The 12,396-nt window shown below is 42.2% G+C and carries 15 protein-coding genes; 2 read left to right on the top strand and 13 right to left on the bottom strand.

Translation table 11 applies throughout. From position 1 onward, the window contains the following. Positions 1 to 20: 20 nt before the first annotated feature. The gene (locus ACQKMP_RS28965; RefSeq protein WP_427472316.1) at positions 21 to 977 is read right to left on the bottom strand and encodes a helix-turn-helix transcriptional regulator; all 957 of its coding nucleotides are present in this window, start codon (positions 975 to 977) and stop codon (positions 21 to 23) included. 111 nt (positions 978 to 1,088) lie between these two features. Between ACQKMP_RS28965 and ACQKMP_RS28960 the strand changes: the two genes are divergently transcribed. Continuing rightward, positions 1,089 to 2,024, top strand: coding sequence for a Gfo/Idh/MocA family protein (locus ACQKMP_RS28960; protein WP_427472314.1), 936 nt, complete (start codon positions 1,089 to 1,091; stop codon positions 2,022 to 2,024). Positions 2,025 to 2,312: 288 nt separating this feature from the next. On the opposite strand, the gene ACQKMP_RS28955 is transcribed toward ACQKMP_RS28960, so the two are convergent. The 4 genes from ACQKMP_RS28955 to ACQKMP_RS28940 form a co-directional block, all read right to left on the bottom strand. Beyond that, positions 2,313 to 2,792: a flavodoxin domain-containing protein gene (locus ACQKMP_RS28955; RefSeq protein ID WP_427472312.1), complete on the bottom strand. Its 480-nt coding sequence runs from the start codon at positions 2,790 to 2,792 to the stop codon at positions 2,313 to 2,315. A gap of 33 nt (positions 2,793 to 2,825) precedes the next feature. Next, the gene (locus ACQKMP_RS28950; RefSeq protein WP_427472310.1) at positions 2,826 to 3,473 is read right to left on the bottom strand and encodes a TetR/AcrR family transcriptional regulator; all 648 of its coding nucleotides are present in this window, start codon (positions 3,471 to 3,473) and stop codon (positions 2,826 to 2,828) included. Between the two features lie 184 nt (positions 3,474 to 3,657). Then, entirely contained in the window at positions 3,658 to 3,759 is a 102-nt protein-coding gene (locus ACQKMP_RS28945; RefSeq protein ID WP_197069683.1) for a sporulation protein YjcZ, read from the bottom strand. A gap of 184 nt (positions 3,760 to 3,943) precedes the next feature. Beyond that, entirely contained in the window at positions 3,944 to 4,489 is a 546-nt protein-coding gene (locus tag ACQKMP_RS28940; protein WP_427472308.1) for a GNAT family N-acetyltransferase, read from the bottom strand. Positions 4,490 to 4,653: 164 nt separating this feature from the next. On the opposite strand from ACQKMP_RS28940, the gene xerS reads away from it, so the two are divergent. Beyond that, positions 4,654 to 5,736, top strand: coding sequence for a tyrosine recombinase XerS (gene xerS, locus ACQKMP_RS28935; protein ID WP_339796103.1), 1,083 nt, complete (start codon positions 4,654 to 4,656; stop codon positions 5,734 to 5,736). A gap of 230 nt (positions 5,737 to 5,966) precedes the next feature. Here xerS and ACQKMP_RS28930 read toward each other — a convergent pair whose 3' ends face one another. The 8 genes from ACQKMP_RS28930 to ACQKMP_RS28895 all read right to left on the bottom strand — a co-directional run bounded on the left by ACQKMP_RS28930 (position 5,967) and on the right by ACQKMP_RS28895 (position 12,306). Further along, positions 5,967 to 7,229, bottom strand: a complete 1,263-nt coding sequence (locus ACQKMP_RS28930; protein ID WP_427472306.1) for a molybdopterin molybdotransferase MoeA — start codon at positions 7,227 to 7,229, stop codon at positions 5,967 to 5,969. 175 nt (positions 7,230 to 7,404) lie between these two features. Then, the gene (locus ACQKMP_RS28925) at positions 7,405 to 7,911 is read right to left on the bottom strand and encodes a DUF4178 domain-containing protein (protein ID WP_149647342.1); all 507 of its coding nucleotides are present in this window, start codon (positions 7,909 to 7,911) and stop codon (positions 7,405 to 7,407) included. Between the two features lie 14 nt (positions 7,912 to 7,925). Next, positions 7,926 to 8,330 (bottom strand): DUF350 domain-containing protein, encoded by a 405-nt coding sequence (locus ACQKMP_RS28920; protein ID WP_042188754.1) that lies wholly within the window; start codon positions 8,328 to 8,330, stop codon positions 7,926 to 7,928. A gap of 123 nt (positions 8,331 to 8,453) precedes the next feature. Further along, a complete protein-coding gene (locus ACQKMP_RS28915) occupies positions 8,454 to 9,122 on the bottom strand; it encodes a PspA/IM30 family protein (RefSeq protein WP_042188756.1) in 669 nt (222 codons plus the stop codon). A gap of 70 nt (positions 9,123 to 9,192) precedes the next feature. Beyond that, positions 9,193 to 9,531 (bottom strand): hypothetical protein, encoded by a 339-nt coding sequence (locus ACQKMP_RS28910; RefSeq protein ID WP_427472304.1) that lies wholly within the window; start codon positions 9,529 to 9,531, stop codon positions 9,193 to 9,195. Positions 9,532 to 9,554: 23 nt separating this feature from the next. Continuing rightward, positions 9,555 to 10,487 (bottom strand): dihydroorotate dehydrogenase, encoded by a 933-nt coding sequence (locus ACQKMP_RS28905; RefSeq protein WP_427472302.1) that lies wholly within the window; start codon positions 10,485 to 10,487, stop codon positions 9,555 to 9,557. Further along, positions 10,480 to 11,184, bottom strand: coding sequence for a dihydroorotate dehydrogenase electron transfer subunit (locus ACQKMP_RS28900; RefSeq protein WP_427472300.1), 705 nt, complete (start codon positions 11,182 to 11,184; stop codon positions 10,480 to 10,482). Before ACQKMP_RS28900 ends, ACQKMP_RS28905 begins: the two co-directional genes overlap by 8 nt. Positions 11,185 to 11,271: 87 nt before the next feature. Then, on the bottom strand, positions 11,272 to 12,306 hold the full coding sequence (locus ACQKMP_RS28895) for an NADH:flavin oxidoreductase/NADH oxidase (protein ID WP_042188760.1): 1,035 nt from the start codon (positions 12,304 to 12,306) through the stop codon (positions 11,272 to 11,274). Between the last annotated feature and the right edge of the window lie 90 nt (positions 12,307 to 12,396).

Here is a 12,396-nt window from a genome sequence, read left to right as displayed (position 1 = left end):
TTTTTCACAAAAAAATCATGCTAATTGTAAACCTCCTGTAGCAAATTCGCCTGTACTATCACATATTGTCTCAATTCCAAAGGTTCCACAATCTCGCCTTGTCCAAGTATTCCCCAAATATTCGTACATGCACTAACATAGCTATACATATTTACAGTAAGGGTTATTTGATCTCCTTCCTCTACCCTGTTCATGATCTCCAGCCCGTGTATAGAAGCCTCTCGGCTCTTATCCGTTCTAATCAATACTGGGTAGATCTCTTCCTCTTTACAAGCTTGCTTGAATCCCCTCTCCTGTTGCTTCCAGTGCCTTTCTAATGAAAAGTCCTGAGGGATAGCATACTCTTCATCTATAAGCTGTGTAGAGGCGATTCGCTCACATTTAAACGTGCGGGTTTGTTCGATTTCTTCACAGTAGGCTATAAGATACCACTCTTCTTTTTTCACAACTAGACCATAGGGCTGTAATTTCCTGCTCGAGATGATTCCGTTAATCTTGTGGTACTCAATCTGTAGTTTCTGAGATCTCCAAACAGCAGTTCGAATCGATTCCAGACATGGAATCTCTAAGCGTTCTGTCCACCAAGGTGTATCATCAAAATAAAAACGGTTTTGTGCCTTCTGGATATCATTTTGATAGGAAGCGGGTAATGATTTTTCTAATTTCAAGAGAGTTGTCTTTAGCTTTAATCCGGAATCTGTATGTCCGCCAGTATGAATCCCCATTCCTGTTAGAAATAGATTGATTACATCTTCCCCATGAAGCTGATTTAGGTTAACAGCATACCCCTCCATCAAGGAGATGCCACCATTCGGTCCCGGCGTGGATAACAGTGGTATTCCTGCTTCAGCTAATACATCAATGTCTCTATAGATAGAACGTACGGAGGTTTCCAAGGCTTCAGCTAAGTCATTGGCCTTCATCTTCCCTCTTGATTCCACTAATAATAAAATTGCAATCAAACGATGCAATCGCATGGGGAGCCTCCAAGTTTTTCTTTTTTTATAGTATACATCATAATTCTTGCCAAGCTGTTGTCAACAATAGAAGGTTATGATTAGTTCATTACATTAAAGGAGCTGATACACATGAATATAGGCGTATTGGGAACTGGATTCGGAGCTTATCATGCGCAGTTATGGACGACAATGGATCGAGTAGACAAAGTAATTATCTTTGGTCGGAACGAAGCTAAGCTGCAGGAGCTAAAACAATCTTTAGGCGTTGAGATAACTACTAATATTGACAATATTATGCTTGATTCCACCATAAATGTGATTGATATCTGTTTGCCCTCTTTTTCACATAGGCAGTATGCAGTCGATGCGCTTAAGCATGGGAAACATGTATTATGTGAGACACCCGTTTGCTACAACTTAGAAGATGCTCTTGCGATGAAGGAAGCTGAACAACTGTATGATTCGCGAATTCTCGTCAACCAGTTTATTAAATTCGATCCTGCGTACAAATATCTTTACGAAGCGAATCATAATGAGAAATACGGAAAACTCTTATCTCTTACCTTAAAAAGAGAGACGCCTCCTTTGTGGGGTGACCTCGGTCTGCACGCTATCGCTACAAATCTGATGATTCACGAATTGGATTTTGTGACCTGGATGCTGGGGTCTATGGAGCCGCACTCGGTTTGGGGATCCGATGGTGGTAAAAGTAATCAAGCCTTAGTCCGTGCAATTTTTCAGCAACCTCATGTATCCGCAGAGATCGTTGTTTCTTTACAAATGCCGGTTTCGTATCCTTTTACCGTAGGCTATGAGGCATATTTTGAACAAGGCAAGCTTGTCTTTCAAGAGAGTGACAACATGAATGGAGCTGTTGAAAGCTCATTAATTGAATATACCGCTGTAGGTAAACAAGATCTTTTGTTAGAACCAGCTAATCCCTATGAAAAAAGTTTGGAGTATGCACTCCAATGTCTAGTGGAGGGTAGTTCATCAATAATTGAGTTAGACAATGCGATACAAGCTATAGAACTAGCTATTTGCATTGAAAAAAAGCTTGTATAAATGGATCAAGGGATGTTATATCCTTTTTCAGGGGTTTTGTTTGTAGGGTGAGGTGAATTGTTTATTGATGTGTAGTGTATAGGGTGAGACAGTAATGGATTTTGATTTTTCTATTGTGAATTTTTCATATGATGAATTAGCGGAAAATAATAGCGATAAAATCAAAAATCAATACTTTTTATAAGCCCCCCATCTCCTAACTAATGATAATTGGTATCTGAAACAATAATTAGTTAACATAATAATGAATATGTTAACTAATTTAGGAAATCGATTTTCCACACTCGTTCACCGCTTCTTTAGCGCAAGTGCGAAACGTTCTATCGTCTCTTTGGATAATCCATTTACACTCTTATTCTTCCCTTTTACCACTCGAAGAACCACTCGATCTAATACAGTCATCTTCTCTTCGTAAATCTCATCACCGAACACTTCTTTTGTAATTGATTGGTTATACAGCTTCTCTGGAAATGAAGATTTCAATTCTTGTATGGCTTGCTCCCCCTTCGCTCCTGCACAAATAAACAATCCAACGCGCTTTTTAGCTAGTTCATTTTGATATTTTGAAGTAAACTCCGTCATTTGTTTTTGTATTTTCCCAAAATAAATAGACCCACCTAAGATGACAGTATCGTACCGTTCTAATGTAGGCTCTTTAGCATGCATTAAATTAACTACTTCAGTCTCATCATCCAATTGATTTTTCAATAAATACGCAGCTTTCTCTGTACATCCATATTTAGAAGTATAAATAATAATCGTCTTCATTCTGATTCTTCCCTCCACCCTCTGATCATCCTACTATGTTAAAGGCTCACGTATCTCCCTGGTTGCTATTGAAACCATAGAATCCAAATAACAAGATATCAGTGCTTCAACCTGATCTTCTGGCAAATTCTTTTCTACAATCAAACGCATAATTAATCCGAACGCAGCACTCCACATCACTTGAGCAGTGAGCTCTATCGAAGATTCCATATGTTGTTCTTTCGATTCGAACCTAGATAGACATTGACAGAGCATACCTATCGCTTTACGCTCCTGACCAGCTCCCTTGAATAGAACTGCTGTGTAACTAAGAACAGCCGGTGTATCATTTAGCATAACATTACGGTACTCAACACTTGTGGTAAGGGTCATCCTGATCCATTGCTCAAGCGATTGTCTCAAAAGTGTCTCTGGTGGCAGTTCATGCTCCACCTTGCGCTGTACGGACTGAAGCCCGACAACCATATCTGTATATTTCTGTTGCAAATATCTCACCACAATTTCATCTTTACCCTGAAAGTAATGATAAATAATACCCGGAGAATACTCGATTTCCTCTGCAATTTTGCGAATAGAAAGCTTTTCAATCCCCTCCTCTGCAATCAACAAGGCCGCAGCCTCTAAAATTCTTTTCTTCATTTCCTCACGCTCACGCATTTGCCGTTGTTCTTTAGTCATCATGACGTCTCCTTATAATTTGAACATCGTTTATTCATTGAACACTGTTAAATATATATAATTTATAACGATCTTTTCTATATAGTAAGTCACAGGCAAACCACCCAACCCTTATTGTCATATCCAAACATGAAAAATCCGCCAGTCCTTATAGACTGGCGGAACCACACTTCATGATGTTAAAGGATTACAGACAAAGAGTTTTAGTGATGATAACCAACAGGATAAACAGAACCAGAATCGCTCCTGTGGAAGTAAATCCACCATATCCTCCTGCGAATTCGCCCATTTTAACTCCTCCTTTGTAATTGAGTACACCATAAGATATGCTAAATCCCACTCTGTGCTTGGGTGAAATGAACAAAAATAACCCAACATTCCTGTTAAGGCTGTTGGGTTATTCATTGTTAGTTTACATAATAATTATTATGTAAACTATTTCCGCGTTTATCTTAATTATCGTGAGATAACCATTAATTTTTCATGACTACATCATCGCTGTTACCTTTACAATCATTAACCTTATTATTAGTTAATGTGTTGAAGTATTGACTCGGATTTCCTTGAGGCGGATTAAAACGCTCTTTAAATTCTCCATTTGTGTACTCTCCAATCGCTCTATGCCAGAAACTACGGGCAGGCGTATTCGCACGTACCTGTGACACCTTCCAGTCGCCTGGATACATATCAAACAATTTATGCGCGGCCCAGGTCCCCACACCGCTCCGGCGATATTTTTGCATCACAAAAAACTCAGTCATGTAAAATTGCCCTTCGGGATCATACAACAACCGTTCTACCAAAGCAAATCCGGCAATATTCCCGTCTACTTTGAACAAATACGCAAATTTATTGTTGCCACTACTCCAAAATGATTCTAATCCCGGATAAGCTGGATATACTCCATCTTGATCTACATCAAGCTCCAGATAACGGGTGAAATCATATAAATAGTACTGCATTAGTTTGCTTATCGTCTGTTTCCGCTCTTTGGGAACCAGCTCCATTCCAAGTTCCATTTCGTGCACCTCTGCCATTTATGTTTACTACACATCATATAACTTAGTTACTTCAGGAGCAAGTTCATCACTAGTAAATAGCTTTGATCAAAGCCCATGGGAGGACAAAACATGATAAGATAGAAAGAAGAAATGATATGCAAACTATGGAAAAGGTGAATCACATGAGCGTTCAAAAGAACGATGACCGTAAAAAACTGGATCTAAAGCTACCTCTCATGCCTTGGTTCGTTCAGCAGTTTATTGATTATAAGCGTCCTGATCTATCCCCATCCACCCTGCTGGAGTATATTCGGGACTATGAGTCCTTTTTTGGATGGCTGCGTGCAGAAGGCCTCTCACAGGCCAACTCCAATACAGAGATCACTCTGTTGGAATTAGAAACCCTGCATATGGATAGTATTGTTGGATACCGCCTACACCTCACTACCCGAGCTGAGGGAACCAATACACGAGTAACCGTGTCCCGTAAGCTGTCCGCATTACGCTCTTTATTTCATTATTTAAGTCAAATCGCTGAGGACGAGAACTTCTATCCATTGCTTAAGCGAAACATTATGGCTAAGGTTGAAGTTAAACGAACGCATAAACCTAAGGATACTGCTGCTAAATTAAAGGGCAAGATTCTAGAGGATGAGGAACTGCTGGAATTTGTGGGGTACATTTTCGAAGGATATGGACGAGATGTTGAAGGAAACAAGCAGGCCTATTACTCCTTTCAATTAAATCGTGAACGCGATGCTTGTATTGCCAGCTTAATTCTGAATTCTGGTCTTCGTGTATCCGAAGTAGTCAATCTAAACGTAGATGATCTGGATGTTAACAACAAGCTGATCTATGTCACCCGAAAAGGGAACAATGATGAAACCTTCAAAACCCCTGTTTATTTTCGAGAACAAGCTAAAGAGGATTTAGCTCTTTATTTAAGCCTACGTCAATCCCGTTATAAAACGCCGAAGAGGGAAAAAGCTTTATTTATCGCTTTGCCCAATGGACGGCAAGAAGGCAAACGCATGACCAAAAGAGCCATTCAAGAAATGATTATTAAATATGCAAAACGCTTTGGTAAGCCCTATCTAACGGTACATAAGCTTCGTCACTCTTTTGCAACAGACTATTATCTGCAAAACGATATTTATAAAACGAAAGAACAGCTCGGGCATGCTTCGACAGAAACAACCGAGATCTATGCTCATCTCACGGACAAAACGATGTCTGAGGCGATTGAACGCCGTTTGGATAGTTAATTTTTTGCGAAAAGCCGGCCATACCCTATCCGATTTTTATGGAAAAGGTGTGGCCGGCTCTCTTTTTACATGGTTTAGAAAGACTGATCAGATTAGCATTATGTTGAATTATCGGCTTTTCTATTGTGAATTTTTCATATATTGAAATGTTGTAAATAATATCGTTGGCATATTAGATAATTAGCTATTTCCGTCCTATTGTTAATGTCAAAAAGCATTTTACCTTTATCCTATCCCCGTATTTCTCCCGGAAGCCTGATAATAGTCACTTTAGCACCCGCAGATAAGCCTCGATCCCCTGGTGGAACAACAATCAGACAATCGCTATCCTTGATCGTGACCATCACGGAAGATTCGTCTATCGCTGCTGGAATGGCATAAAGGCTGCCTTCACGGATCTCTAATCGCGCTCTAACAAATCGGGTAAAGTCATTCACTCTGTTATAATCTGCACCGAGTGTGGCGCTCCATTCTGGTAAGAACGGCTGTGACGCACACTGCATTAATCTGATAACCGGACGTGCGAACAATTGAAAACCAACGAAACAAGCACCTGGATTACCTGATAGGGCTAACAGCAGCTTACCACCTCTAACAGCAGCAGTGGTTACACTCCCCGGACGCATCGTCACTTTATTAAATAACATATCTCCACTCTGTTCACGAACCAAATCGCCCATAATATCATAATCTCCTACCGATACTCCACCCGTAGTGATTACAAAATCATAGGTTTCCAGCGCCATCTGTACTTTACTTCGAGCCAGCTCCAGATCATCCACAATAGATCCCAGCATCACGGGCTCCCCACCTGCCTCTTTGACTAAAGCTTCGAGCATGGGTGAGTTGCTGTTTCGAATTTTGCCAGGCTGTAGTGGTTCATGTACCTCTAGCAGCTCTGTGCCTGTCGCAAAGATAGCTACCTTAGGCCGACGATAGACTTTCACTGTATGTATGCCAAACGCTGCCAGAACAGCTATATCCCCGGCAGAGATTAATCGCCCCGCTGGCAGCACTAGCTCACCAGAGCTTAACTCCAGCCCCATCGGTGTGATATTAGACTTCGCTTCCTGCTTCTTTCGAATACCTACGTAAGTCTTTCCTTCCTCCTCACGTGTCTCTGTTACTTCTAGCATAACTACAGTATCTGCCCCTAACGGCACTTGTGCTCCAGTCATTATCCTTGCGGCTGTTCCCGAAGTTATATCTACCGATGCTACAGCGCCACATGGAATATTGTCCACCATTTCTAACCATACGACTTGTCCATTTACACAGTGACTTGTATCTGCTGCAATAATTGCATATCCATCCATGCTAGAACGGTTAAACGCGGGAAAAGAATGTGGCGCAATCACTTCCTCAGCCAAATAACGTCCACAGACCTCATTCAATGAGACCTCCTGTGACTCTAGCGGATTCGCAAATTTGATTATTTTGGCCTGTGCCTCTTTTACTTGAAGCGCGCTGCGCTGAAATTTATGATCCTTCATACCATACCTCCGCTCTAAATCGTCCGTTTTTTGTAGTACAATAGGTACTATTTTAACATGAGCTATCCTGAAGTAAAATGAATGGTGGAAACGACATTAAATCCTTTACCTATTTCATCTACGTAATTACAAAAAAAAGATGCGATCTCAAGATCACATCTCTTACGATTCATGTCTAGGATGCTCTAATTACCTTCACATCACCAGGAATTACTTTCTCCCCTTCATACAGCATGAACCGTCCATGTTGCCATTCTACACGCAGAAGCCGAGAATCATCTGACTGATATTGCCATACATGCTGCTCTCCACCATTCATAAAAGGGGTTTGGCCTAGGGCAGCAACATATCCATCATACTCTTCCTCCAGAAAAAATGTATAATCGTCCAGTTCAAGTGTTGTTGGAACCTCAGCAGGATTATCTAAGCGCCCATCAATAGGTTTATATAAACCATATTGCAGCTGTTCCCGCTCCTCAATATGCAAATAGGCAATTTGACTACCATCTCTTAATGTCAGCACTACCGCATTTCGTCCACGATTATGGGTCCTGCCGGTAACCTCGTAGGTAACGAGCGATACTTCACAGATGTCTCCAGGAGACAAATTAAGCATACTTTTCTGAACTTCCTGTGCCGCTGGTTTGGAGAAAAGATTACCTATACGTTTCCATATACTCAACTTGATCGTTCCCCCTACATAAATGCAGAAATAATTAAAGCTCCCGTAATTTGCAGTGAGCCTGATAATAAGCCGTACCCGATTTTGCCAAGCTGTGTACCATGATCCAGATCCAGACTCCCCCATTTAGCCAAGAGGAGACGGACCGTTCTTTCCAATATAAGCAAAAGAAAAAAAGATACAATCGAGATCAGCAAAGCATCTGGCAGGCTGTTAGAAGCAGCTATCGATGATGATAAAATGAACGCCTGTGCCAATAGCTTCATTACAAAACGTGTAGTAACTGCCATATTTCCAGCCTTTAACTCTTCTAAATCATTGTAACGAGTGAAGAGTGAATCTACGAACATCAGCACAAACAGCAACACCGCGCCGCTCACTGTCCACACGACCATGGACACCAGGATATGGAAATCCATTCTAATAGCCCCCGCTTATTCATTTTGCATGCTGTCATAAGCATAGATAAAGCGAAGAGGAAACGATATTCCTGTCTCCCCTTCGCCTGTGAACATCAGCCGTGAAACGGCTAAGATCAAATGTTATTGCTTCTCGTATTGTTTCATCAGAGCAGCCAATTCATCTTCTACTGCTTGATCTTTGTTCAACTTCTCGAACTCATCATCAAGTGATTTGTTGCCCGAGCTCATCTCGTTGCTAGCTTCGGCTTGAGCTTCTGCTTGCAGCATTTTTTCTTCCATACGTTTCAGGCCAGCAGATGCGGAATCAGAGCTGAAACCGCTCATCGCTTTATTAATTTCAGTTTGAGCTTTGGCAGCATTATAACGTGCAACCAAGGTTTCGCGTTTGTTCTTCATTTGAGTGAGCTGCTTACGCATCTCGTCAAGTTTGCCGCGAAGATTATCCGCTGATGCTTTGTTCTGGTCGAAGCTAGCTTTGTATTCTACCAGTTTAGCTTCAGCAGCCTTCTTCTCTTCCAGAGCACGGCGAGCGAGGTCAACATTACCAGCTTGAGCTGCAGCATGTGCCTGTTGCGTACGTTTGTTAACAAGTGCTTCCTGCTCTTCATATAGCTGCTTGAACTTTTTCTCAATAGCGATTTGAGCCGCTACCGCTTTTTCTGCATCTTCCAAATCTTCGGTCATATCACGAATGTACTGATCGGTCATCTTAATCGGGTCTTCTGCTTTGTCGATAATCGCATTCACGTTAGACATTGTTAAATCGCGCAATCTTTTAAATATAGACATGGTTTCATTCCTCCAAAAGATAATTTAAATACTCACTTGATATCTTTTACGCAGAATTGCCAATCCCGTTTCACATTTGTTGCGCTAAATATTGAATTACTTTATTATTTACGATCTCAACGACCTCTTTAATACCTTCTTTCGTGAGATCGTCGTAATGAATGCCCATAACCACTGTGACCGTCCTGTTTAAAGCCTCAGCTACCCTAATGGCAATATCTTCGCTTATCGAATGCTCTTTATGATTAGGAACCGCAGAGGTCTGCACTTCCACCCGCTCTCCATTTAAATACGCAGTACTTGCCGCTCCAATATGACGAACGCCCCCACTAATTACGAGTAAAAGATCACGTCCGACAGGCATCGCCGTCAGCTCAATATCCTCGGGGTTAATCTTGTTAGAAGTCAATAGTATCTCCTCACTACTCCACTTTATATAATGCCACGTATTTCATCCAAGGATTGAATATTCTCTTGAACCATGAATTGCTCAAGCTCTTCAACAAGCTGGCTACCTGCTCTCAAATTCATGAAATTGTAGGTTCCTACTTGGATTACCGAAGCACCTGCCATAATAAATTCAATAATATCAGTAGCTGTGGTGATGCCCCCCATTCCGATTACTGGAATAGATATGTTCTGTGCGACTTGATGCACCATGCGCAAAGCAACTGGCTTAATCGCTGGTCCGGACAGTCCGGCATACAAGTTATTAAATACACTACTTCTCCGTCGCACATCAATTTTCATCCCTGAAATGGTGTTTATCAGCGAGACAGCATCTGCTCCCTCTGCCTCACACATTTGCGCCATCTCAACGATATTCTCAGCACCTGGAGACAGCTTTACCGCAAGTGGTAGCCTAGTGGCACGTCTAACAGCTTGTACTACTTTTTGCGCTTCTGAAGTCTTGATTCCAAATGCAATTCCGCCTTCTTTTACATTTGGACAGGAAATATTCAACTCAATCATATCAACTGCTGGTTTACCTGCGCTTGATCGAAGATCTGCATCACGCTGGATCATTTCTGCTCCAAGTACGTAATCCTCAAGCGTCCCGCCCCCAAGATTCACCAAACGGGCTGTATCGAGTGTTTCCCAATAAGGGCATTCTTTTTCCAAGAACGCAGCTACACCGGGATTCTCCAATCCTACACTATTCAGCATGCCAGAGGCTGTCTCATAAACTCGAGTGCCAGGGTTACCTGCTTTTGGATGGAGGGTGAGCCCTTTCCCTGAGATTCCACCTAGCAAAGATACATCATACAGCTTTCCATATTCACGACCAAAGCCGAATGTTCCTGAAGCCATTACAATCGGATTCTTAAAATGAACGCCTGCAATTGTTGTGCTCATCTTAGTCAAGGAAAATCACCTCCTCAGAAAGGAACACGGGTCCGTCTGCACAGGCTTTTCGCTGACCATCACGACAAGAAACACTACAAACAAGACAGGCACCAATGCCGCAAGCCATTCGATTCTCTAGAGAGAGATAAACTTTTGTATTGCTACCCGCCTCTTCGGCCGCTACGCCTTTAAGCTGTGCAGCTTTAAGCATAGGATGTGGGCCGCAAACGAAAACATGATCATATTGACTAAAATCCACACGATCCAAAATAAATCCGCCTACATCTATTGTAAGCTCGGCTGCTAATGGACGAAAAGCTTCTGTCCGGTAAGCTTCCCGACTAAAACCTAGAAAGATATCACAACCAGGCAGCTGCTTTGCACAATAATATAGCGGCGCTATTCCAATTCCACCACCAATAAGTGCAACCTTGCCTTCGACCTGTGGGAATCCCGTGCCAAAAGGCCCTTCAAGCTCCACTAAGTCACCAGGAGTCAACCGTGAAAATATCTCAGTGCCTTCCCCCACTACGTGATATAAAAATTCGACACTATCCTCTTTTACTTCATGTATACTTAACGGTCTGGAAAGGATCGGATAAGCATCCCATGCCCGTAACATGTAGAATTGACCCATTTCACCGCCGCTATTCGTTTCAACTTTAAGGTGGTACACTCCGTCAGTTAGCCGATCGTTACTTAAAACCATCCCCACGTTATCAAGCTCCTTCAAATTTTATCTTTATTAAGATTGCCTTAGAAGGAGTATAAAATCTGTGACAAACTTCACATTCAAAGCGCGCTATCCCTTTTTCCAGATCCCGCGTTCATAAGGTTTGGGGACATTACGTACGCTTCCAAGCGCCTCTTCCGCATGTAAAGCCCAATAGGGATCGCTCAACATCCCACGGCCAACGGCTATCAGCTCTGCCCGTTCTTCCGCGACGATGGACTGTGCCTCAGTAAAGGATTCAAGCCGCCCCACTGCAATTACAGGCACCTGTAATTCACTACGGATAAACTCTGCCAGATCCACTTGATAAGCAGGGCCTGCACCCGGCCCTCCATTTGAACCTATAGGACCTTCTCCTCCAGAAGAAACATGGAACAGATCCACTCCAGCATTCTTATACCGTCGGCAAATATCCAGAGCGTATTCAGCATCATATCCACCCTCTACATATTCCTTCGCAGATATTCTCATAATCAATGGCATGTCTACAGGAACCACTTCTCGGACTGCTTTAACTACCTGTTCTCCGAACAACGCAGGATCTTGTCCATATTCATCATCTCTGGTATTCGTCAATGGAGAATGAAACTGATGAATTAAATAACCATGTGCACCATGAATTTCGACCGTATCAAATCCTGCCTCTATAGCTCTGCGCGCCCCTTCACGGAAGGCCTCAATTAATTCTGAAATTCCTTTTTTAGAAAGGGCCTGTGGCGTTTTGAAATTAGCATCAAAAGGAATTGCTGATGGAGCCACTGGCGGCTCTGCATCCACAGCTTTTCGTCCAGCATGTCCTAATTGAACAGCGATTTTTGATCCATACGCATGTACACCATCCGTGATTCTACGATAAGCTTCAATTTGCGAATCACTCCAGATTCCTGTATCTCGATTAGTGATTCTACCATCTGGATGTACGCCAGTCATTTCCACGATAATAAATCCTGTACCGCCAATAGCACGGCTTACATAATGAACATAATGCCAATCATTAGGGATGCCATCCTCTTTATCCACCGAATACTGGCACATAGGTGGCATGACAATACGATTCTTCAGCGATAACCCCTTCAATTCATACGGTGCAAACAAATCAGACATACATGTCTCCATCCTTCCGTAATCTATAATTGACTCGGGAATTCCCCGTTCTATTAGTATACACGCATTGGTTCCTTCAAGAAATCTTAA

It is taken from the genome of Paenibacillus sp. NPDC101420, from assembly GCF_050277435.1.
GTDB lineage: Bacteria > Bacillota > Bacilli > Paenibacillales > Paenibacillaceae > Paenibacillus_AQ.
This window is presented reverse-complemented; position numbering and strand designations above follow the sequence as displayed.